This window comes from Nocardiopsis valliformis DSM 45023 (assembly GCF_000340985.1).
GTDB lineage: Bacteria > Actinomycetota > Actinomycetes > Streptosporangiales > Streptosporangiaceae > Nocardiopsis > Nocardiopsis exhalans.
The window spans coordinates 19,051-41,339 of the sequence record NZ_ANAZ01000020.1; the positions used below are offsets into that span (position 1 = coordinate 19,051).

23 protein-coding genes and 1 riboswitch are annotated in these 22,289 nt (G+C 69.5%); of the genes, 9 read left to right on the top strand and 14 right to left on the bottom strand.

The annotated features are described in order from the left end of the window. Positions 1-110 precede the first annotated feature (110 nt). A complete protein-coding gene (gene pulA, locus D457_RS0119810) occupies positions 111-2,954 on the top strand; it encodes a pullulanase-type alpha-1,6-glucosidase (RefSeq protein ID WP_017582416.1) in 2,844 nt (947 codons plus the stop codon). Positions 2,955-3,579: 625 nt separating this feature from the next. Next, the gene (locus D457_RS0119815) at positions 3,580-4,353 is read left to right on the top strand and encodes a bestrophin-like domain (RefSeq protein WP_017582417.1); all 774 of its coding nucleotides are present in this window, start codon (positions 3,580-3,582) and stop codon (positions 4,351-4,353) included. A gap of 67 nt (positions 4,354-4,420) precedes the next feature. Here D457_RS0119815 and D457_RS36680 read toward each other — a convergent pair whose 3' ends face one another. After that, positions 4,421-5,158, bottom strand: coding sequence for a hypothetical protein (locus tag D457_RS36680; protein ID WP_017582418.1), 738 nt, complete (start codon positions 5,156-5,158; stop codon positions 4,421-4,423). A gap of 187 nt (positions 5,159-5,345) precedes the next feature. Here D457_RS36680 and D457_RS0119825 point away from each other — a divergent pair, with 187 nt between their 5' ends. Together D457_RS0119825 and D457_RS0119830 are read left to right on the top strand one after the other, a co-directional pair. Then, positions 5,346-5,594 (top strand): hypothetical protein, encoded by a 249-nt coding sequence (locus tag D457_RS0119825; protein ID WP_017582419.1) that lies wholly within the window; start codon positions 5,346-5,348, stop codon positions 5,592-5,594. Then, positions 5,591-5,923, top strand: a complete 333-nt coding sequence (locus tag D457_RS0119830; protein WP_017582420.1) for a type II toxin-antitoxin system HicB family antitoxin — start codon at positions 5,591-5,593, stop codon at positions 5,921-5,923. Before D457_RS0119825 ends, D457_RS0119830 begins: the two co-directional genes overlap by 4 nt. A gap of 67 nt (positions 5,924-5,990) precedes the next feature. On the opposite strand, the gene D457_RS0119835 is transcribed toward D457_RS0119830, so the two are convergent. The 8 genes from D457_RS0119835 to fdhD form a co-directional block, all read right to left on the bottom strand. Beyond that, positions 5,991-6,533 (bottom strand): hypothetical protein, encoded by a 543-nt coding sequence (locus D457_RS0119835; RefSeq protein WP_017582421.1) that lies wholly within the window; start codon positions 6,531-6,533, stop codon positions 5,991-5,993. Positions 6,534-6,688: 155 nt separating this feature from the next. Then, entirely contained in the window at positions 6,689-8,344 is a 1,656-nt protein-coding gene (locus D457_RS0119840) for a sodium/solute symporter (protein ID WP_017582422.1), read from the bottom strand. Next, positions 8,341-8,766, bottom strand: a complete 426-nt coding sequence (locus tag D457_RS36245; protein WP_017582423.1) for a hypothetical protein — start codon at positions 8,764-8,766, stop codon at positions 8,341-8,343. Before D457_RS36245 ends, D457_RS0119840 begins: the two co-directional genes overlap by 4 nt. A gap of 19 nt (positions 8,767-8,785) precedes the next feature. Next, complete coding sequence (locus tag D457_RS0119850; RefSeq protein WP_017582424.1) at positions 8,786-9,574, bottom strand: LytR/AlgR family response regulator transcription factor; 789 nt, start codon at positions 9,572-9,574, stop codon at positions 8,786-8,788. After that, entirely contained in the window at positions 9,571-10,587 is a 1,017-nt protein-coding gene (locus tag D457_RS0119855; protein WP_017582425.1) for a sensor histidine kinase, read from the bottom strand. Before D457_RS0119855 ends, D457_RS0119850 begins: the two co-directional genes overlap by 4 nt. Before the next feature lie 320 nt (positions 10,588-10,907). Next, entirely contained in the window at positions 10,908-12,602 is a 1,695-nt protein-coding gene (locus tag D457_RS0119860; protein WP_017582426.1) for a solute symporter family protein, read from the bottom strand. Beyond that, positions 12,599-13,000, bottom strand: a complete 402-nt coding sequence (locus D457_RS0119865) for a DUF485 domain-containing protein (RefSeq protein ID WP_017582427.1) — start codon at positions 12,998-13,000, stop codon at positions 12,599-12,601. The genes D457_RS0119860 and D457_RS0119865 overlap by 4 nt, the downstream gene beginning before the upstream one ends. Before the next feature lie 363 nt (positions 13,001-13,363). Beyond that, entirely contained in the window at positions 13,364-14,245 is an 882-nt protein-coding gene (fdhD, locus tag D457_RS0119870; RefSeq protein WP_017582428.1) for a formate dehydrogenase accessory sulfurtransferase FdhD, read from the bottom strand. 129 nt (positions 14,246-14,374) lie between these two features. Then, positions 14,375-14,441: riboswitch (guanidine-III (ykkC-III) riboswitch) on the top strand. Between the two features lie 30 nt (positions 14,442-14,471). Between fdhD and D457_RS0119875 the strand changes: the two genes are divergently transcribed. From D457_RS0119875 to D457_RS0119890, 5 genes are all read left to right on the top strand, one after another. Next, positions 14,472-14,786 (top strand): DMT family transporter, encoded by a 315-nt coding sequence (locus D457_RS0119875; protein WP_026116825.1) that lies wholly within the window; start codon positions 14,472-14,474, stop codon positions 14,784-14,786. 453 nt (positions 14,787-15,239) lie between these two features. After that, complete coding sequence (locus D457_RS0119880; RefSeq protein WP_017582430.1) at positions 15,240-16,388, top strand: S1 family peptidase; 1,149 nt, start codon at positions 15,240-15,242, stop codon at positions 16,386-16,388. A gap of 178 nt (positions 16,389-16,566) precedes the next feature. Further along, on the top strand, positions 16,567-16,923 hold the full coding sequence (locus D457_RS0119885) for a VOC family protein (RefSeq protein ID WP_017582431.1): 357 nt from the start codon (positions 16,567-16,569) through the stop codon (positions 16,921-16,923). Between the two features lie 80 nt (positions 16,924-17,003). Next, a complete protein-coding gene (locus D457_RS34945; RefSeq protein ID WP_338043089.1) occupies positions 17,004-17,294 on the top strand; it encodes a type II toxin-antitoxin system RelE/ParE family toxin in 291 nt (96 codons plus the stop codon). Between the two features lie 61 nt (positions 17,295-17,355). Further along, the gene (locus tag D457_RS0119890) at positions 17,356-17,661 is read left to right on the top strand and encodes a helix-turn-helix domain-containing protein (RefSeq protein ID WP_017582432.1); all 306 of its coding nucleotides are present in this window, start codon (positions 17,356-17,358) and stop codon (positions 17,659-17,661) included. Between the two features lie 27 nt (positions 17,662-17,688). Here D457_RS0119890 and D457_RS0119895 read toward each other — a convergent pair whose 3' ends face one another. The 5 genes from D457_RS0119895 to D457_RS0119915 all read right to left on the bottom strand — a co-directional run bounded on the left by D457_RS0119895 (position 17,689) and on the right by D457_RS0119915 (position 22,272). Beyond that, positions 17,689-18,186, bottom strand: coding sequence for a DUF2087 domain-containing protein (locus D457_RS0119895; RefSeq protein ID WP_017582433.1), 498 nt, complete (start codon positions 18,184-18,186; stop codon positions 17,689-17,691). 84 nt (positions 18,187-18,270) lie between these two features. Then, positions 18,271-19,083, bottom strand: coding sequence for an HAD family hydrolase (locus D457_RS0119900; protein ID WP_017582434.1), 813 nt, complete (start codon positions 19,081-19,083; stop codon positions 18,271-18,273). An 8-nt stretch (positions 19,084-19,091) separates the two neighbouring features. Beyond that, complete coding sequence (locus D457_RS0119905) at positions 19,092-20,042, bottom strand: STM4011 family radical SAM protein (protein ID WP_394297048.1); 951 nt, start codon at positions 20,040-20,042, stop codon at positions 19,092-19,094. Between the two features lie 38 nt (positions 20,043-20,080). Then, entirely contained in the window at positions 20,081-21,406 is a 1,326-nt protein-coding gene (locus tag D457_RS0119910) for an STM4012 family radical SAM protein (protein ID WP_039831584.1), read from the bottom strand. An 11-nt stretch (positions 21,407-21,417) separates the two neighbouring features. Next, positions 21,418-22,272 carry an STM4013/SEN3800 family hydrolase gene (locus tag D457_RS0119915; RefSeq protein WP_051072976.1) on the bottom strand — a complete coding sequence of 285 codons (855 nt, stop codon included), beginning with the start codon at positions 22,270-22,272 and terminating at the stop codon, positions 21,418-21,420. Positions 22,273-22,289: the final 17 nt, after the last annotated feature.

A 22,289-nucleotide genomic window follows, 5' to 3' on the forward strand; every position in this document is an offset into this window, starting at 1 on the left:
CTTCCAGCGTGCAAGTTTTCAGAAAAATGACGGAAACTCTTGCAGGAGTGAGTCAGGTCTCATTAGCTTGCCGGGGACACCTCCTTCTCCGAGAGGACCGGGCACCCCCTATGAGACCCCCGCACCACCGGTCCGAGCGCCCCCGCGCCGGACACAGCCCCGACAGCGCCCCTCCCGCCGCACGCGCGGTACGTACCGCCGCCTCCGTCCTCGCCGCCACGGCCCTCGCGTTCCCCGTGCTGTTCGGCGCCTCGGCGAGCGCGTCCGCTATCCCGGCCCTCACCGAACCCGCAGGGCAGACTGTGGGCGTGGACCTCACCGCGCAGCGCGCCCACTGGATCGACCGGACCACTGTGCTCTGGCCCGCCGAGGCCGATACGGAGCACACTTACGCCCTGGTCTCCTCCGCCGAGGGGGACCTCGACCTCTCCGAGGGCGTGCTCGGCGGAACCCACCAGACCCTGGACCTGGTCCCCGCCCCCGACGGCCCCACCGACGAGCAGCGAGAAGCCTGGCCCCACCTGGCCGACCTGTCCGCCCTGACCGTCGACGGGGTCAGCCTTCCGCTGCTGCGCTCGGCCCTCACCGGACAGCTCGCCGTCGTGGAGCGTGACGGCGAGGGCGCCGTCACCGCCGCGACCGGGGTCCAGATCCCCGGCGTGCTCGACGACGTCTACGCGGCCGCGGCAGAGACCGAACTCGGTGCGGTCTGGGACTCCCGGGGCCGTCCCACGGTGTCCCTGTGGGCGCCGACTGCCCAGTCCGTGAGCCTGGAGCTCTACGACGACTCCACCACCGACAACCCGCGCACCGTGCGCATGCGCCAGGACCACCGGACCGGTGTGTGGTCGGTCAAGGGCCCGGTCAGCTGGTCGGGGCGCTACTACACGTTCGACGTGCGGGTGTTCTCCCCCTCCGCGGACGAGGGCCGCGGCGCCGTGGTGGACAACCGGGTCACCGACCCCTACAGCGTCTCGCTGTCCACCGGTTCCACCCGCTCCCACCTGGTCGACCTCACCGACCCGGACCTGGCCCCGCAGGGCTGGTCCGATCTGGCCAAACCCGAGGCCGTGCCCTCGCATGCGGCCGCGGTGTACGAACTGCACGTGCGCGACCACTCCGTCTCCGACCCGACAGTGCCGGCCGAACTGCGCGGCACCTTCGCGGCCTTCACCGAGTCCGGCTCCACCGGGATGCGCGAGCTCGCCGACCTGGCCGATGACGGAGTCGACTACGTTCACCTGCTGCCCGTCTTCGACATCGGCTCGGTCCCCGAGGACCCGGCCGACCGTGCCGAACCCCCCTGCGACCTGGACTCGTTCGCCTCCGACTCCGAGGAGCAGCAAGCCTGCATCGCCGAGATCCGCGGCGAGGACGCCTTCAACTGGGGCTACGACCCGTACCACTACACGGTGCCCGAGGGCTCCTATGCCACCGAACCCGACGGTGCGGCGCGCCTCACCGAGTTCCGCCGGATGGTGGCGGCCCTCAACGGCACCGGGCTGCGCGTGGTCATGGACGTGGTCTACAACCACACCCACCAGGCCGGGCAGGACGAACAGTCGGTCCTGGACCGGATCGTGCCCGGCTACTACCACCGCCTGGAGGCCGACGGCGGCGTGGCCACCTCCACCTGCTGCCCCAATACCGCACCCGAGCACCTCATGATGGGCAAGCTCGTCGTGGACTCCGTGACCACCTGGGCGCGCGACCACAAGGTCGACGGTTTCCGCTTCGACCTCATGGGCCACCACCCCAAGCAGAACATCCTGGACGTGCGTGCCGCACTGGACGAGCTCACGCTTGAGGAGGACGGGGTCGACGGCGCGTCGATCCTGCTCTACGGCGAGGGGTGGAACTTCGGCGAGGTCGCTGACGACACCCGCTTCGAACAGGCCACCCAGACCAACATGGCCGGTACCGGAGTCGGCACGTTCAACGACCGGCTCCGTGACGGGGTACGCGGCGGCGGGCCCTTCGACGAGGACCCCCGCGTACAGGGCTTCGGCTCCGGTCTGTACACCGACCCCAACGGCTCGCCCGCCAACGGCACCGAGGAGGAGCAGCTCGCGCGGCTGCTCGGTTACCAGGACCTCGTCAAGGTGGGGCTGACGGGCAATCTGCGCGACTACCGGTTCACGGACTCCTCCGGCCGGCAGGTGACCGGCGGCGAGGTGGACTACAACGGAGCCCCCGCCGGGTACAACCTCGCCCCGGGGGAAGCCGTCACCTACGTGGACGCGCACGACAACGAGACCCTCTACGACGCACTCGCCTACAAGCTTCCCCAGGACACCCCGATGGACGATCGGGTGCGGATGCAGGCGCTCTCCCTGGGCACGGCGGTGTTCGGTCAGGGCACGGTGTTCGTGCACGCGGGCAGCGAGCGGTTGCGCTCGAAGTCGTTGGACCGCAACTCCTACGATTCGGGCGACTGGTTCAACCGGCTGAACTGGGACTGCGCCCAGGGCAACAACTTCGGCGTCGGCCTGCCCCCGGCCTGGGACAACGAAGACAAATGGGACTATGCCCGGCCCTTGCTCGCCGACCCGGGGCTGGTCGCCGACTGCTCCGCGATCGAGGAGAGCCGGGAGCGCTTCGGCGAGATGATGCGCGTCCGGGCGTCCACTCCGGCGTTCTCCCTGGGCACGGCCGAGGAGGTCCAGGCCCGCGTGTCCTTCCCGACCAGCGGAGCCGACGAGCTGCCCGGCGTCGTCACGATGCACGTGGACACCCGGGGCCTGGACGGCGAGTGGTCGTCGGTGACGGTCGTGTTCAACGCGACCCCGGACGCTGTCGAACAAGGCGTGGACGCACTGGTCGACGGCGACGTCGCCCTGCACCCGGTCCAGGCGCAGTCCGGCGACGAAATCGTGCGGGGTTCATCCTTTATCCCGGACACCGGAACCTTGACGGTTCCGCCGCGCACGGTCGCGGTGTTCGTGCAGAACTGACTCGCGGGCCTGGGCGGAAAACGTGATGCTGTTGGTTAATTCCGGGGTGGGGTCTGTGTGCGGCCTGGGCCTGCGGTTCGGGTTCGGGTTGCGGTTCCCCCGTTTCCCGATAGCCGCCAACCGCCGTCGCAGCGAAGCGGGTCAAGGTGGAGCGCCCCGATCCGGCGAAGCCGCGACGGCGACGACCTTGAGGCGCGCAGCGGAGACGGCAACCATCAAGCGGCGGGAAACGGGGGAACCGCAACTCGAACTGCAGGTCGCAGGTCCCAGGCCCCACCCCGGATGCCCTGCCCGAGCCTGACACAGAGAAGCCTCCCCATGTCAGCCTCTCAGCTTCTCCGGGCCCCAACGCTGCTGATTCGCCAACAGCATCGGAAAACGTGCCCGGGCCCTGCCCGTGCGGAAGGCCGCCGACCCGGACCCTCCCGGGGCGGCGGCCGCCATCCGTTCGGCCTGCTGCGGCGGCTCGGCCGAGAAGTGTGTCCGGGCAGGTCAGGATATCTGCGGAAAGATGACGACCGGGCGTGGGAACGTCCAGGTGAAGCTTTCCCCTTTTCCCCGGAATGGCGCTGTGTCCCGTGCTAAGGATGATCCGTCCTCCTGCCGAGACCAACTGGGAAAACTCATGTTCACGCTGTTCGTCGTCCTCGCCGTCCTGGCCGCCATGGTCGGTGGGGCGGTGCTGGCCGCCCGGCGCTTCCGGATCACCGACGACTTCTCCGGCGGAGCGGTGGGCGTCATCATCGCCCCCTGCGTGCTGTCGCTGTACCTCGTGGCCGCGGCGATGTCCGTGGTCATCGGATGGGAGGAGTACAAGACCGCCGAGGACGAAATGATCGCCGAGGCCGGTGCGGCCCAGGCCCTGTACTGGAGCAGCACCGCATTTCCGGGCGAGGAGGGCGAGACCGTGCGCGGCCACCTGCGCACCTACTTGGAGACGGTCCTCGAGGACGACTGGCCGCTCATGGAGACCCAGGGGGAGCTCAGCCGCGTCGGTGACGACGACCTCGCGGCCCTCGCGGCTTCGGTGCGCGTCCTGTCGGTCTCCGATACCGGAGACGGTCTGGACCGACTGACCGCTCGCCAGGAGGTCACCAAGCTCAGCGACGCACGCAACCAACGCGCCGACGCCGCTGAGAACCAGATCCCCCCGGCCCTGCTGGCGGTTTCGGCACTGTCGGCACTGGTCGTCGCAGTTCTTCCGTTCGCCATGATCAGGTCGGGGGCCAGGACCGCCTACTTCTGGGCCGGGGTGAACCTGGCGTTCGTCTTCGGCACGATCGTGATGCTGTTCTTCATGGGGAACCCGTACAGCGGTGTCCTGGCCAATGACTCCGAGGTGATGGAGGAGGCGGTGGTCGGCTTCGACCGAGCGGACCTGACCCTGGAACGCCCCTAGCCGGGGCCGGCCGGCGGTGCCCGCCCCCTGAAAACGGAGGGGACGGGCACCGTGGCCGGGCCCAGCGCTACTCGGAGGTGCGGGCGGCCACCGCGCGGCTCGCACCGCTGGCGGCACCGGCGGCGACGATCGCGACCACCGCCATCGTGCGCATCGGGGTGAACGCCGAAGCGGACTCGGCCGGAGCAGGCACAGCGGCGTCCACCAGGAGTTCCTGCTGCACGGCGGCCAAGGGGGCGGCGGCCGGTTCGGAGGCTGGCTCGGGGGCCAGGGCCTCTGGCGGCGCCGGTGAGGTCTCCGGCGCGGACTCGGGCAGCTCCGGGGCGACCTCCGGTTCCGGTTCGGCCGGAGCGCGTTCGGGCACGGGGCCGGCTTCGGGCTCGATCGGCGCGGGCTCGATCGGGGCCGCCGGGGGCGCCTCCTGGCTCTGCGGCGGCGCCGTGTCCACCCGGGCCGGCGGCTCCGGGACGGGCGGTGCTGGAGCGGGCAGCTCGGGAGCGGGCGGTGCCGGTGGCGGCTGGGGGCAGTTCGGCGCCTGCCCTGCGTGCACGACCACCCGAACCCCGTTGGCGCACACCAGGACGTGCGACCGGGGCCGGACGTCGACGTGCGCGCCGGGGGTGTCCACCCGGGTCCCTCCGGGGTTCACGGCCACCTGGTTGACCCCGTCATCGACGTACACCCCCGACGGCCCCACCTCCACCCTGGGTTCCGTCTGCCGGCCGAACGCCGGAGCGGACCCGCAGGCGAGCATGAGCGCACTCGCCGCCACCGCCGAGAAGAGGACGGAAGCCCCCTTCCGCACGCGCCGGTTCCGGAACGGCGGTGGGCGCCGAGCCGAGAGGCAGGGTGGTGACTCCTCGTGGTGTGGAATGTTCACATGGTGATCGTAGGGGTGTGTGCGGTTCCCAGGTGCGGAATCGACCCGTTCCCAGGCCTGTCGATTCGGAGAGTAGCCCGTGGGGTAGTATCAATAGTGATACTTTCCGCCTATGGCCAGCATCGAGAAGATCCTCATGCGCATGCGGGATCAGCCGAAGTCGGTTCGGTTCGCGGACCTGGCGAAGGTGTGCGAGCAATACTTCGGTCCGCCCCGACAGAGCGGTACCTCGCACCAGGTTTACAGGATGCCCTGGTCAGGGGACCCGCGGGTGAATATTCAAAATGATCACGGAAAGGCAAAGGCCTACCAGGTGAGACAGGTCCTCGCTGCGATCGAGAAACTGGAGGAGGAACGGTGAACGGTGCGGAACACTATGCCTACCGTGTCCAGTGGTCGGCGGAGGACGAGGCCTATGTCGGAACCGTTGCCGAGTTTCCGTCCCTGTCCTGGGTCGCTTCGGAGAGCTCGGAAGCATTCGAAGGTATTCGTCAGCTCGCGGCCGACACGGTGGAGGACATGGTCGCCACAGGTGAAGAGCCACCACTGCCGATCGGGGAGCGCACCTACTCGGGGAAGTTCCAGGTCCGTGTTCCCCCGGAACTGCACCGGCAGCTCGTGATCGAGGCGGCGGAGCAGAACGTCTCACTCAACCGGTTGGCGGCGATGAGACTGGCGACGCGGAGCTGAACAGGGAGAGACGGGGAGGCGCGGACGGCGAGCTGTTCACGCCTTCCCTGTACTGCGGTCCGGGGAGCTACCGGCAGCTGATGTAGTTGTTCGTGAAGGTGGTGCCCTGCTGGGTGACGTACATGCGGCCCTGAACGTTGCCGATGGGGCGGAGACTGACCGAGTAGCTACGGGACTGGCCCGCGACGATGCTCATGATGCCGCCGGTCTGGGTGAGGCGACCGACCTGGGCGATGGAGAACCGGATGGTGAGCCGTGAACCGCTGGTCTTGCTGTAGCGGACCGTGGCACTGTTGCAGTTGGTGGTGCTCGTGGTCAGCGTGCCGTGGGTGAGGGGCAGTGAGGTGTTCGCCAGCGTGCTGATGCCGTCGGGGTCCTCCACCGCGGGGGCGTACTCGGGGTTCTCCTCCAGGAAGACCTCCAGGCTCTCCACGTCCTCGCCGACCTCGTAGACACCCTCCTCGGTGATGATGACCTCCCGGCTCTCGGTGCGGACCTGTCCCATCTCGGCGAAGGCGGTGCCGGGGAGGAGAAGTGCGAGGCAGGCGGCCAACGCGGTCGTGGCTGTGATCCTGGACGTGAATTTCGCGCGACGGGAGATGGGGGTCATCTTGTCCTCCGGTGAGGGTTCGGCCTGGGGCGCTGTGAACGTACCAACCGGTCACCTGGCGCCCCAAGGCCTTTGGTCCCGCGTGGGCGGCGCCCCTGAGCGCTCGGGCACGAGTGGCCTGGGCCTACTCGGAGAGCGGTCAGTCCTCGGTCGGATTAGGGGGAGTGCAGGCGCAGTACCGCGTGCTCGGCCCACTCCGGGGGGCGGGTGAAGCGGGAGACCGCCGTCATCGTCAGGAAGGCCAGCGGGATGGTCCAGGCGGCGGGTTGGGCCAGCAGCACGGTCAGCCAGCCCTGGGGGGTGGCGAACAGAATCGACCAGCCGACCGCCCCGGTCGCGGTCACCCCGCCCACGATCAGCCCCGCGGCCGCCCCCGGCAGGGTGAGGCGCCGCCACCAGATGCCCAGCACCAGCAGCGGGCAGAAGGTCGAGGCCGCCACCGTGAACGCCCACACCACCAGCACGTTGATGTCGATCCTCTGCGCGGGCAGCGCCAGCAGCACCGCCACGCAGGCGCCGACTGCCACGGCCAGCCGCAGCCGGGGCACACTGCCCTGGAACAGGTCGTGGGACAGGCCGCCGGCCAGGGCCAGCAGCAGCCCGGAGGACGTGGACAGGAACGCGCCGAAGGCCCCCGCCGCGACCAGCGCGGTCAGGATCGTACCCGCCGAACCCGGTACGGCCTGTGCGGGCAGGACCACCGCGACGGTGTCGGTGCCCTGGAGCATCACCAGCTGCGGGGTGAGCACCCGGCCCAGCAGCCCGTAGACCGTGGGGAACAGGTAGAACAGCCCCAGCAGGGCGATCACGCCCACCGCCACCCGGCGGGCGATCCGCGCGCTCGGACTGGTGTGGAAGCGCATGATGACGTGCGGCAGGCCCATGCAACCGAGCGTGATGGCCAGCAGCGTCGACCAGGTCTCGAACAGCGGGTAGCCGCCCACGTCCAGCAGCGGGGTGCTCCACCGCTCGCTGCCCAGCTCCGGCAGGCCCGCCGGGTGCGGGATGGTGGCGCCCTCCGGGAACACGTACTCCGTGCCCTGAGCTGCCGAGTGGTCCCCGGCGGCCAGTTCCAGCTCCTCGCCCTCGGCGGTGACCACGGTCACCGGCTCGTTCAGGCTGAAGTCCGTGCCCACGGTGAACTCCACCGCCGTGGTCTCGGGGAAGGAGGTTCCCCACTCCGGGTGCAGCGCCTCGGCACGGGTCTCGGCGCCCGCGTGCACCACGAGGTAGATCGCGGGCACGGCCAGGAAGGCCAGCTTGATGATGTAGTGGAAGGCCTGCACGTAGGTGGCCGAGCGCATCCCGCCCGCCGCGATGGAGCCGCTCACCACCAGCCCCGCCAGCAGCACGCCCACCCAGTAGGGGGTTCCGCTGACCAGGCTCAGCACTACCCCGGCGCCCTTGAACTGCGGCACCAGGTACAGCAGCATGATCACCAGGACCACGCAGCCGCAGAGCTTGCGCAGCCGGGGCGCGCCCAGCCGGTACTCGGCGAAGTCGGGAACGGTGAACGCCCCCGACCGCCGCATGGGCCCCGCCACCAGGGCGACCACGGCGACGTAGCCCGCGGTGAAGCCCACCGCGTACCACATGGTGCCCAGGCCGTTCTTGAGCAGCAGCCCGGCCAGGCCCAGGACCGAGGCGGCCGACAGGTACTCACCGGCGATCGCCAGCGCGTTCCAGTTGGGCGAGACCTGGTGCGAGGCCACCAGGAAGTCGGAGGTGGAGCGGGCCGCCCGCACCCCGTAGACGCCGATGAACAGGCTGGTGGCCAGGACCAGACCGATCGCCAGTACGGCCGCGGTCATGGTGTCCCGTCGGGTTCGTCGGTGGTGCCGCCTCGGCTGTCGTCGTGGTCACCGTCGCGATGAGAGGCCCGGTCCTCGGCTTCGTCCTCCAGGCGTTCGGCCGCGCGCACGTGCCACAGCGCCAGCCCGAACAGCGCCGGGTAGATCCCCACGGTCAGCAGCAGCCACGAGATCGGCACCTCGGCCAGCCGGATCTCGCCCAGGACCGGGAAGAGCGCGAAGGACCCGCTCAGCCCGAAGAGCAGTACCGCCAGCAGCACGACCGTGCGCACGGCGGTGCTCCGTTGGGACTGGAAAAGCCGCCGCGCCGCCTCGGTGTCCACCGGTCCGGGGACCGGCAGCAGGTGGTGCGCGGGCCGGTTGCCCCGGGCCAGGGCGATCCGGGTCTGCGGGCTGGTCAGCTTCTCCCGGCGCGGGCTCAAGACTGCCCCCGTTCCCCGGTCACGGCTGCTCCTTGGCCGTCCCGGGCGGGCGGGTGGAGCGGCCCAGCTGGTCCCGTTTGGCCGCTTCCAGGAGCTGTTCGCGCAGGTGGCGGCCGTGCCTGCGGCTCACCGGCACGTCACCGGCGGGCGTCCCGGCCACCAGCCCCGAGGACGAGGTCACCCGCAGGTCCCGCACCCACGGGATGGCGATCAGGAAACCGCGGTGCACCCGGATGAACCCGGCCGAGGCCCAGACCTCCTCCAGGTACGACAGCGACAGCCGGATCAGGTGGGTGCCCTCGGCGGTGTGCAGGCGCACGTAGTCGCCCTGGGCCTCCACGAACTGCACGTCGTCGCGCTTGACGAACACCGTGCGCCGCCCGGTGTCGATCTGCACCACGTGCAGGTCCTCGGCCGGGGAGGCCGAACCGCTGGGCCTGCGCAGCTGGGCGATCCGCCCCACCGCCTCGGCCAGCCGCTCCGGGCGGATCGGTTTGAGCAGGTAGTCGACGGCCCCGATCCCGAAGGCCTCCACGGCGTGCGCTTCGGAGGCGGTCACGAACACGATCGATGGCGGCTCGGACATCACGCTCAACACCCGGGCCACGTCCATGCCGTCCAGGCCGGGCATGAGGATGTCGAGGAAGGCGGCGTCGATGCTGGTGGTGCCCAGCAGCCGCACGGCGGTGGCGCCGTTGTCCGCGACCAGGACCTCCGCCACCTCGGGCATGTCGCCCAGCAGGGAGGCCATCTCCTGGCGGGTGGAGGTCTCGTCCTCCACCACCAGCACACGGAGTTCGGGCCTCATCGAACCACCACCCCCGGTGCGAACCTCGGTACGCGCACGGTCACCTTCGTTCCTTCTCCCAGCGCGGTCTCGATCACCAGACCGTACTCCGGCCCGTAGACCGCCCGCAGCCGCTGGTCGACGTTGGCCAGGCCGACGCTGCGCGACTCCGGCCCGGTGCCCGCCAGAAGGGCGCGGGCCAGCTCCGGGTGCATACCCACCCCGTCGTCCTCGATCTCGATCACGCACAGCGGACCCTCGCCGAAGCCGGACACACTGATGTGCCCGGTCCCCTCCTTGCGCTCCAGCCCGTGCCGGATGGCGTTCTCCACGATCGGCTGTACCACCAGGAAGGGGATGGCCACCGGCAGCACCTCGGGAGCCATGCGCACGGTGATGTCCAGGCGGTCGTGGAAGCGGGCCCGCTGGAGTTCGAGGTAGGTCTGGGTGGCCTCCAGCTCGTCGGAGACCGTCGCGTAGTCGCCCTTGTCCGAGAACCCGTACCGCAGGTAGTCGGCGAAGTCCGACAGCAGGTGGCGGGCCCGGTCCGGGTCGGTGCGCACCAGGGCGGCGATCACCGCGAGCGCGTTGTGCACGAAGTGTGGGGAGATCTGGGCGCGCAGGGTGCGCAGGTCCGCGGCGGCGATCCGGGCGCGCGCCCGGCGCAGCGCCGCGTGGTCCAGGGAGTCCGAGACCAGCGCCGCGGCCGCCTCCACGTCCGCCTCCACTGGGTCGCCCGAGGCGACCAGGGCACCAGAGAGCTCGTCGGCGACGGTCAGTGGTACGGCGCACACCGAGGAGCCGTCGGACAGACGGGAGCGGGCGCCGCCGCCGTACTCGAAGACCTGGGAGAGCAACCCTTCGACCTCGGCGGACTCCGGGCACTTCCCGTGGGAGGTGACCGGTCCGTCGAGGTCGGCGAGGAGCACCCCGTCCACGGCCAGGACCTTGCGTAGCCGCCGGGCGGCGGAGTGCACCCCGCGCCCGTGCAGACCGTCCCGGAGGTCGACACCCAGGGCGTGGACCTGGCGCATCAACTCGACACGCGCCCGGCGTTCCGAAGACGTGGGGCGCCGGGAGGGGGAAAGCCACGACAGCCACCGATAAGACACGGAACGATCTTATCCCCGCAAAATGTGTCGGCGCTCACGTCGTGTCGGTCTCCTTTTCGAAAGGGGGCCTGGTCGGGGCAGAGGGGGCGCGGAAGGGCAAGGGCGGGCCCGCCACCCCGGGAGAAGTGGCGGGCCCTGTGGACGGGAGACGGGTCGGCGGTTGCGCCGGGCCGGGGAGGCGACCCGGGGGAGTGACAGCCCGCGGCTGGTGACCCGTCTCCTCTTCTGGTCGGAACGAGCGGCTAGTGGTCGGCCGCCTTCTCGGCACCCGCGCCGGTGAGGGCGCGGACCTGGAGCATCGCGAACTTGTCGAAGTCGCGTTCCTTGGACATGTACGTACCGACGACGGCGCACAGCAGGCTGATCGGCACCGACACCAGGGCCGGGTTGGGCAGCGGGAACCAGGCGAAGTCGGCGTTGGGCATGAGCGCGTTCTCCGAGCCGGACACGACCGGGGAGAAGAACACCAGACCGACGGCGCTGATCAGACCGCCGTAGATACCCGCGAGGGCGCCGGCCGTGTTGAAGCGCTTCCAGAACAGGCTGAGCAGCAGGGTCGGCAGGTTGGCCGAGGCGGCAATTGCGAAGGCCAGCGCGACCAGGAAGGCCACGTTGAGGTTCTGCGCGAAGATCGCCAGCCCGATCGCGACCGCACCGACCCCGATGGCCGCTGTACGGGCGAACTTGACCTCTTCGGACCCGGTGGCCTTGCCCTTGCGGATCACCGAGTTGTAGAAGTCGTGTGCCAACGAGGAGGACGAGGCGATGACCAGCCCCGCCACCGTCGACAGGATCGCGGCGAAGGCGGCGGAGGCGATGAGTGCCAGCAGGACCGCGCCGGCCATCTCGCCGCCGATCCGCTCGCCCACCACCGAAGCCAGCTGCGGTGCGGCCGTGTTGCCCGCGGCGTCCTGCGCGGTGATGGCCTCGTGCCCGACCAGGGCGGCGGCGCCGAAGCCCAGGACCAGCGTCATCAGGTAGAAGGTACCGATGAGCCCGATGCCCCAGTTCACGGACTTCCGGGCGCTCTGTGAGTCGGGCACCGTGTAGAAGCGGATGAGGATGTGCGGCAGACCGGCGGTTCCCAGGACCAGCGCCAGACCGAGACTGATCAGGTCCAGCTTGTTCCACATGGTCTGGAGCGGGTCGCCCGCCACCTCGACGCCGTAGCGCAGGCCCGGCTCGAGGAACCCGGCCGCGTTGCCGTCGGCGGCAGCCTGGCTGGCGTTGGCCGCGTCGGACATCAGCGCGCCCAGGTTGAACCCGTACAGGGACAGGGTCAGCAGGGTGAGCAGAGCGGCACCGGACATCAGGATGACGGCCTTGGTGATCTGCACCCAGGTGGTGCCCTTCATACCGCCGAACGCCACGTAGATGGTCATCAGCAGGCCGACGACGACGATACCGGCGATCTTCGCGGTCGGGGCGTCCATACCGAGGAAGGTCTGCCCCTCCTGGATGCCGAGCAGCAGGGCGATGAGCGCGCCCGCACCGACCATCTGGGCCAGCAGGTAGAAGATCGACACGACGACGGTCGAGACCGCGGCGGCGGTGCGCACCGGGCGCTGCTGCATCCGGTAGGAGAGCACGTCTCCCATGGTGTAGCGGCCGGAGTTGCGCAGCAGCTCGGCGACGAGCAGCAGGGCGACCAGCCACGCGACGAGGAAGCCGATGGAGTAGAGGAAGCCGTCGTAGCCGAAGAGGGCGATCATGCCCGCGATACCGAGGAAGGACGCGGCGGACATGTAGTCGCTGCCGATGGCCAGACCGTTCTGGAGCGGGGAGAACCCGCGGCCGCCGGAGTGGAAGTCGGTGGCCGAACGGGTGTTGCGGCTGGCCCAGACGGTGATGCCCAGGGTCGCCGCGATCATCAGGCCGAACAGGACGAGGGTGACGATGCGGCTGCTGTCGCTGACCGCTTCTTGTGCGAGGATCATCGGTTCGCCTCCTCGGCCTTGGCGTTCGCGCCGTTCTGGAGCTCGTCACGCAGCTCCGCGGCGGTCTGGTCGAAGTTGCGGTTGGCGTACCTGGTGTAGAGCACCGCGATACCGAAGGTGGACACGAACTGCAGGATGCCGAACACCAGAGCCACGTTGACATTGCCGACGAGGTCGACGCCCATGATGTCGCGGCCGAAGGCCGACATCAGGACGTAGAGCAGGTACCAGGCCATGAACGCCAGGCTCATCGGGAAGATGAAGCGGTACAGGCGTCGCTTGAGTTCGATGAACCTGGGGTCGCTGTGCATGGCGACGTAGGCCGCATCCTTGATGGGCTCGTCGCCGCCGTTCCCATCCGGTGGTGTCGGATCTTTCGTCCGCTTGTCAGTTGCCATGGGTTCGGTTCCTCCGGGGGATGAAGCGGGGACGGTGCTGCCGGTGGGTGCAGGTTTCCGCGATATGTCCGGTTCGTGTGACCTGCATTACTCGGAACTGTAAGGAGCGACACTCGATGTGAGCAGGGGGAGCGGTGGAACACGCGCCGAACGCGGGTGCGGAGCGTCGAGCGGTCGCCCACCGTGCGACGAACGGTCTTCTCACACGACGAGCGGCCGACGGGCGGTGGTGCGGATTCTGATCCGGGATCGCTCCCACGGCTTCGCCCCAAGCAGCGGACGGCCCCGGCAGGGGCTGCCGGGGCCGTCGAGGGGATGCGGGAAGTTCGCTGGTCAGGAAGCAGTGGGCCGAGGGATCAGGGTTCAGGGAGCAGGGGGGAACGTCAGCGACCCCTCCGGCAGGGCAGCCTTCTCCGGAGCGTCCAGGAGGATACGGTCCCGACCCGTGTAGACGTTCATGGAGCGGCCGCGCAGGAAGCCGACCAGCGTCATGCCCGCCTCCGCGGCGAGGTCCACGGCGAGCGAGGAGGGCGCCGAGACGGCGGCCATCATGGGGATACCCGCCATCCACGCCTTCTGGACCAGTTCGAAGGAGGCCCGGCCGGACACCATCAGCACGGTCTCGCGCAGCGGTAGCCGGTCGGAGAGCAGCGCCCACCCGATCAGTTTGTCCACCGCGTTGTGCCTGCCCACGTCCTCGCGCAGGGCCAGCAGCTCGCCCCCGGCGGTGAACAGCCCGGCGGCGTGCAGGCCGCCGGTGCGGTCGAAGACCCGCTGGGATTCGCGCAGCCGCTCCGGGAGTTCGGTCAGTGTGGGCACGTCGATCCGCAGGCCGTCCTCGCCTACCGGCCAGCGCGCCTTGGTCCGGACGGCGTCCAGGCTCGCCTTCCCGCACAGGCCGCATGAGGACGAGGTGTAGAAGTTGCGTTCCAGCGAGGTGTCCGGGAGCGGCACTCCGGGCGCCAGTGACACGTCGAGCACGTTGTAGGTGTTGGACCCGTCCTCCGTGGCCCCGGCGCAGTAACGGATGGCGGCGACCTCCCGGCCTTCGGCGACCACGCCCTCGCTGACCAGGAACCCGGCGGCGAGGTCGAAGTCGTTCCCCGGGGTACGCATGGTGATGCTCAACGGGGCGCCGTCCAGCCTGATCTCCAGGGGCTCCTCCACCACGAGCGTGTCCACGCGTTCGCTCCCGACTCCCTCCCTGATCCGGAGGATCCTTTCCCGAGCGGTCACCCGTCCCATCCCGCACACCACCTTCCGATGTCCCGATGCTGGTACCGGTCTACTGCCACCGGCGCCCGGTGTCGAGGAGTGGGCCGGGGTGACCGGTCTGACCATCCGTCCCGGAAGCCCCGCGAACCCGGCGGCGTTGTAGGTTTCGAGTACCTGAGAACCCGGACGAGGTGCGTCGTACCCGGTCAAGACAAGACGACGCGAACACTGTTCGCACGTCTTGGAGGTACAGGTCATGGCCTGGATCGTTCTGGTGATCTCCGGTCTTCTCGAAACCGCGTGGGCGGCCGCGCTCAACGCCTCGCAGGGCTTCACCCGCTTCTGGCCGTCGGTGACCTTCGTCGGCACCCTCGTCCTGAGCATGGCCGGTCTGGCCTACGCCCTGCGCACCATTCCCCTCGGCACCGGATACGCCGTCTGGGTGTCCATCGGTGTGGTCGGCACGGCGCTGATCGGCGTGTTCTTCCTGGGCGAGGGCTTCAGCCTGCCCAAGGCACTGTGCCTGATCGCCATCGTCGCGGGCGTCGTGGGCCTCAAGGTCCTCAGCTAGCCGCCGTGGTCCGCATGTGCTCCGTCCGGTCCGGTTCGCGGGGCACGGGATGTTGACGCCCTAGCGGTACGGAGTACCGGAATCAAGCGCCGATAGACACACAAAGTAGGGAGAAGTGGCCTGATGTGGCCACTCCTCCCTACTTCTGTTGCAGCCCTTCCCTCCGGTATGGCGATTTCCTTGCGCTGGTGGTTTCGTCCATTTTTGCGAAGTTTGGTGCAGGTGTGTTTCGCGGCCTCCCCGCTTGGGCTCACGTGCTCAGGGCTTGGGTCGAGCGCGCGATCCATTACGGAGAGTGGTGTGGCATTGCCCTCGGTTGCCGTCTCCTTTAGCTTTGCGACACGTTCATTCGCCTATGGGCGTTAACGGTCCTCCGTTCCTTTTTGTCCGGAGAACCACACATAAGTGCATCAGTGCTGTCTGCCTCGCACCCCCGCTCAGAAAGGGCAGAAGTTGTCACGTTCCTCCATCGGGCGTATCGCCGGAACCACCGCGATCTCCCTCAGCCTCATCCTGGCCCCCCACACGGCGGCCACCGCCGACACCCTCCCCGCCGAGCTCTCCCCTGAGCAGGTGACCGCCATGCAGAGCGCCTTCGGGCTCAGCGAAGCGGGCGTCACCGACCTCCTCCGGGCCCAGGAGGAAGCCACGGCTCTGGAGACCGAACTACGTGAGGAACTCGGCGCCGACTTCGGTGGCGCGGTCTTCGACATCGAGAGCCAGGAACTGACTGTCCAGGTCCTCGACGCCTCCGCCCTCGACCCCGTGCAGGAGGCCGGTGCCGACGCCGAACTCGTCCAGCACGGCCAGACCGGGCTGGACGAGGCCGTCGAGGCCCTCAACACCGCCGAGGACAGCGCCTCCGAGAGCGTGCACGGCTGGTACGCCGACCCTGAGAGCGACGCCGTCGTCGTCGAGGTGGCCCAGGGGCGGACCTCCGACGCCGAACAGCTCGTCGAGTCGGCCGGGGTCGACCCCACCGCCGTCGTCATCGAGGAGGGCACGGACCAACCTCGGACCTATGCCGACATCATCGGCGGCAACCCGTACTACTTCCAGCAGGGCGGCGAGTGGTTCGTCTGCTCCGTCGGCTTCGGCGTGGTGGGCGGCTATGTCACCGCGGGGCACTGCGGCGAGCAGGGTTCGTCTACCTGGCTCAACGCCCCCGGCACGATCCGGACCGGAACCGTCGCCGAATCGGTCTTCCCCGGGCAGGACAGCGCGTGGGTCCGGACCGGTGCGGGCCACACCCCCAGGCCCCTGGTCGACAACTACTCCGGCGGCACCGTGACGGTCACCGGTTCCACCGAGGCTCCCGTGGGTGCCGCGGTGTGCCGCTCCGGCCAGACCACCGGCTGGCACTGCGGCGTGATCCAGGCCAAGAACCAGAGCGTCAACTACTCCGGTGACATCGTCAACGGCCTGACTCGCACCACCGCCTGCGCCGAGGGCGGCGACTCCGGTGGTTCCTGGCTGGCCGGTACCCAGGCCCAGGGGGTCACCTCCGGCGGCTCCGGCAACTGCAGAAGCGGCGGGACCACCTTCTACCAGCCGCTCAACCCGATCCTGAGCCAGTGGGGCCTGACCCTGCTGACCAGCTGACCGATAACCGTAGTTCCGGCGAACGCGAGGACGTGCCCCTGCCACGAAGGTGGTGCGCAGGGGCACGTTCCCGTTCGCGGACCTGGCACCGTGCCCAGCCTGGCTGCCTCCGGCCGCGTTGTGGCGGCTCACATCACCCCGCGCCACCAGGAGCGGGGCGGTTCGTTAGGTTCGTGGGATGAGTTTGGGAACCGTGGACCAGTGGGTCATCAACGCCGTCGAACCATCCGCCCTCGCCCGCTTCTGGGGCTTCGTCCTCGGCGGGGAGGTCCGGGACCGCGAGGACGGCTGGGCCGTCCTGCACGGAGCCTCCGGGCTGCCCCGGCTGTCGTTCCAGCCGACTTCGGAGGCCAAGCACGCGCCCAACCGCATCCACCTGGACGTGCTGGTCGAGGACATCGCCGAAGCCGTCCAGGCGGCGGCCGAGCACGGCGGAACCCCGGTGGGTGAGACGGTCACCGACGAGCAGGGCTCGTTCCAGATCCTCCAAGACCCCGAAGGCAACGAGTTCTGCCTGGTCAACCCGATCCGCTGACAGGAAGGTGTCTCAGCCGTAGGGCGACAGTTTTTCAAAACGCACATGGTTTACAACCTGTGCGTTGTATACCTATTCTGGTGTGGGACATAGAACTGGAGCTCATCGAAACATGGCTGAGCAACCTTGATCAGAAATCGTATGAGCAGGTGGTTGCCGCTCTCGATCTGTTGGCCGAGAACGGCCCGGGGATCGGGAGGCCTCTGGTCGACACCGTGACCGGCTCGAAGTACAGCAACATGAAGGAGCTGCGTCCTGGATCCAGCGGGCGTTCAGAACTCAGAATCCTCTTCGCTTTCGATCCTGTCCGTAAGGCCATCATGTTGGTCGGGGGGACAAAGCAGGGAACTGGAGCAAGTGGTACAGGGTGAACATCCCTGTCGCAGATGCTCGTTTCGCCGCCCACATCGCAGGTCTACAGGGAGGACACTGATGGGCACCAATCTGGAGGACATGCTTGCTCGGCGTCCGGTTGACCGTGGTGTGGTGGACGGACACAAGGAGCGGATGCTCGACGAGGTACGGGCGTACCGGTTGCGGGAGTTGCGCGAAGCGGCGGACCTCACACAGGTGCAGCTCGCCGAACGACTGCACGTGAGTCAGAACCGGGTGTCGGGCATCGAACGCGGGGAGATCGATCGCGCCCAGGTCGACACTCTGCGTCGGTATGTCGAGGCACTCGGTGGTGAGCTTCGTGTCGAGGTCGAGATCGGGGACCAGCGTTTCCAGATCGCCTGAGATGCGGGAATTCTGGGGCCCAGGTGCCTACCGCTGGGTCAGGCGGTAGCGGCTGCCGTCGTCCTCGCGGTCGAGGAAGCCTTCCTCGACCAGGTAGCGGCGCAGGGCGGAGGGGTCGTCGAAGCAGGTGCGGATGGCCGAGTTGACCTGCTTCTCGGTGTACTCCAGCTCCGGTGCGAACAGCCGCTCGGTGATACGGCCGAGGACGGCCAGGCGCAGCTCCTGCCTGGCGGGCATCGAGGTGAGGCGTCCCTCGTGGAAGAGCGCGTCCACTGGGTCGGTCGACCGGGTCTCCTCCTTGTGGGTGCGCATGGCCTCGGCGAAGACCTCCGGCACGGCGACGATCCTCGACCCCTCCTCGCGAACCAGGCCGTCGCGCAGCAGGCGGGCCAGGCGCTTGGCAGGCCGGGCGCCGCGGAACTCCGCGCGTTCCACACCCTCCTCTCCGGCGGAGACGATCCGGGCGTAGAGGGACAGCCGTTCGGGCGCTGCGAGCGACGACACGAGCTGGGTGGGGTGCGGCACGGCGGGTCCTCGGAGTTCGGGAACAACGGGTTCCCGCCACCGTAGAAGCCGCACAGCCACCTCAGCCAGTCAATATCGGCGCGGTCAGGCCCGCTCCAGCAGCCCCTCCACCACACGGCCGACGCCATCCTCGAAGCTGGAGGGCGCGACCTTGAGGCCGAGCGCGGGGTCGAGCAGTTCCGGGTGCCCGCTGCTCATCGCGTACCCGGAACCGGCCCAGGTCAGCGCGGAACGGTCGTTGGGCATGTCCCCAAAGGCGACCACCTCCTCGCGGGACACGCCCCAGCTCTCACAGAGCATCGCGAGCGTGCTGCCCTTGTTCACCCCGGCCGCGCTGATCTCCACGAGCCCCGCCCCGCCCGAGTAGGTCGCCTCGGCCAGGGATCCCACGGAGCTCACCGCTGCCTCGTACATCAGGTGCACCGGGTACGTGTTGGATCGGGCGGTGAGCTTGGCGACCGGGGTCGCAGCCGTCAGCAGGGCGTCGGTGTCGTCCAGCACCCCGCTCACCCACTCACGCGGCACCCACGGCTCCAGGTGGTAGTCGGCGTCGTGGTAGAACTCCGTGCCCGTCTCCACCCCGAAACCCAGCTCCGGCAGCGCGAGCCGCAGCTTCTCGACGATCGTGCCGGAGGTGTCCCGGTCGATCGCCCGCACCATCGGTTCGGCCGCCCCGGGAAGCTGGGTGTGGGCTCCGTTGCCGCAGACCACGGCGGCGCAGTCGAACATCGCGGCGAAGGTCTCGGTGGCGCGCGGCGGACGGGCGGTCACGATGACCACCTTGATCCCCGCGTCCACGGCCGCGGTCAGAGCCCGGTGGTTGCGTGCGGAGACCTGGCCGCTCTGGTTGAGGAGGGTTCCGTCGAGGTCGGTGGCGATGACGCGAGGAAGGACCATAGGGCGAATTATGGCGTTCCGGAGTGACGGTTTTGAAGGGACTTTCCCGCCACCTTGACCTCACCTCGCCGGGGCATGACGGCCGGAATGCGTTCGATCACGCCGCCGCGGAAGACGTCGTACAGGTCCAGGCTCTCCAGGTGCACGTAGCCGATGTGGCAGTCGCAGCTGGTCAGCGGGCACGAGCTGGGTCCGAGTCCGGCCTCGAAGGAGCCGTCGTAGAGGTTGCCGAGCGGGGTGTCCACGAAGTGGCAGCGGCGCACCTCGCCGTCGCCGTTCACGGACAGCACGCTTTCACCCGTGCGGCAGGGCAGCCCCCGGCTGGGGTGCGGGAACCGGCTGTAGTGGAAGTGCGGGTCGAGCTCCTGCCACGGGGCGGCCTCGGCGTCGGTGTAGGTGAGTCCTTCGGCGGCGTTTACCCACAGGTACACGTTTTCGGGCAGGTCGGCGCACATGCGCCGGGCCGCTTCGAGGTGCTCGGGTCGGCCCACGACCCCCACGCTGAACCGGATCCCCAGCGCGGCGAGCTCGCGGGCCTTGCCGAGGAAGCGCTCATGGCCGACCTCGCCAGGGTGGTAGGTGGTCCACAGCGCCACGGAGCCCGAGTCGCAGTCGGCGAGCCAGGCCGTGCGGCCGCTGAGGTTGGTCTGGATCGCCACCCGTTCCACGTGCGGCAGGTGGCTCAGCCCGGTGATGGCCCGGCGGTACCAGGAGCGGGTCAGCCCCTCGCCCCAGGGGGTGAACAGCACCGAGAACCGGGACCGTGTGGTGGCGGTGACCCAGTCGGTGAACCGCTCCAGGGCGGCCCGGTCCGCGCGCAGGGTCTCGGGGCTGTCCCGGCGCTTTGCGAAGGGGCAGTACGGGCAGTCGTAGTCGCAGCTGGCCAGCGGACCCCGGTACAACAGGGTGAGGTGCTCGGGCAGGGGCGCGGGCAGGGAAGCGCCGGGGCGGCCCGGCACGGGGTCGGGCAGGTCAACCGGACCCGAACGGGGTGAGCTCACGACGCCTCGTACTCGGCCGTCAGGCGGTTGACCCGGGCGGAGAAGAAGTCCGGGCCGACCGAGTCCGAGTGCGCCAGCCCCTCCTCGGTGAGCCGCAGCGGCTCACCCGGCTCCGCCAGCCAGCCACGCTCGGACAGCGCCGCGAACTCGGCTGGGAAGTCCGTCACCGGGTGGGTGCCGAACCGCTCCGTGTAGTCGGCGACCATCATCCCCTCCGCGCGCAGCAGCGACTGCAGGACGTGCCTGCGGCGCCGCTCGTCGTCGTCCAGCACGAAGCCGACCTCCGCGTGCCCGAACCCGGCTGTGTCGCGCCCCACGTAGTCGGCGATGATCGACCTCACCTTGCCCACGCCCACCGCGTAGTCGAACGAGTAGTGGGTCGACCCGGTGTAGGAACGCGCACCGCAGCCCAGACCCACCATGCCGTCGGTCTGGCAGCTGTGGTCGGGGACGGAGCCCGTGTGCTCGGGGGCATCGGTCCGCCGGAACATCCGCATGGACACCTGCTCGTAGCCGCGTTCACGCAGGTGGTCGCGGCCCTGCCGGTACAGGGAGAGCCGGTGGTCGTCCCAGGCACGGGCCCGGCGGCCCAGCCCAGTGAGCGGTCGGACGTACAGCGGGTAGAGGTAGATCTCCTCGGGCTCCCAGGACAGCGCCGTGTCCAGGGAGTACTCCCAGGTCCTGGCCGTCTGCCGGTCGATGCCGTAGATGAGGTCCACGTTGAGGTCGGCGTCGGTGCACTCACGGATGTCGGCCAGCGCCCGGTCCACCTCCGCGCGCTTTTGCGGGCGCCCGGCGGCGTGCGCCTCGGAGTCGATGAAGCTCTGCACCCCCATGCTGATCCGGGTCGCGCCGCGCTCATTGAGCACCGCCAGCCGATCCGGGGTGGCGGTGGCCGGGGAGGTTTCCACCGACATCGGGACCTCCGCGAGGTCCACGTCCAGCGCGGACTCGATCAGGTCGTAGACCCGCACCAGCTCCTCGGCGTTCAGGTAGGTGGGCGTACCCCCGCCCAGGGCGGCCCGCGCGAACACCGCCCCCGCCGGAAGCGCGGCGGCGACCGCGTCGGCCTGCCGCTCCAGGGCGTCCAGGTAGGCGGTGACCTGCTCGGCCGGGGGCGTGGAGCGGGTGAAGAGATTACAGAACCCGCAGCGCATCTCGCAGAACGGGATGTGCGCGTACAGCGAGAGCGCGCCGACGTCCTCGCTGCGCCACAGGTCGGCCAGGGCGGGCCGCTCGGTGAACGGACGGTAGGCGCTCTTGTGCGGGTAGGCGTACACGTACGAGCGGTACGGGGAGTCCGCGCGGACGGGTTCGGCCATGGGGGCGACGCTCACACGTCCTCCTTCTCGGGGTGGTCGGGTTGTTCGGTGTGCTCGGCGCTGTATCCGTGGGGCAGGACGGCGTGGGTGTAGGGGACGGTCCAGACGGTCTCGTGGCCGATCCGGTGGCCGGTGTAGCCGTCCTCGCCGTAGGCCGTGCCGTGGTCCGAGCACACGATCGCGAAGCAGGGGCGCCGGGCGGACATCGCGGCCAGCAGCGGGGGCAGGTGCCGGTCGACGTACTCCAGGGCGGCCGCGTGGCTGGCTCGGGTGTCGCCGTCCTCCTTGGTGGCGCCGGGCAGATGGAACCAGTTGGGCTGGTGCAGAGCGGCGACGTTGAGCAGCAGGAACAGCGGCTGGTCGGCGGAGACGGCCGCGGCGATCTCCTTGGCGCGGGCGACCTGGTTCTCGAAGGAGTGCGGGTCGGTGACGCCGAAGGACTCCTCCCAGTGGCTCTCGGCGAACAGGTTCGGCAGTACCGAACCCAGCTCCGACCTGCGGTTGAAGAAGCCCGTGCCGCCCACGCAGGCGGTGCGGTAGCCCGCCCGGGCCAGCCCGGAGGCGAGGTCGGGGGCCTCGAAGGTCCAGGTGCCGGGTGCGGTGGAGACACTGCCGGGAAAGGCGGCGGCGAACAGGCGCGGGTGCGGTCCGGGCACTGCCGGGGTGGGTAGGAACCCGGCGAGCATGGCCAGGTGCGAGGCGTAGGTGAAGCTCGCGGGGGAGTGCCGCTCCTCCCAGCCGCCCTCGGGCAGGAGTCGGGCCAGGTTCGGGAGGCGTCCGGCCCCGGCGAGTTCGGCCGCGACGTCGTAGCGCAGGGTGTCCAGGGTGAGCAGCAGGATGTCGTGCGTGCCGACCACGGTGTTCATGTCCGGCCGCGAGAGGC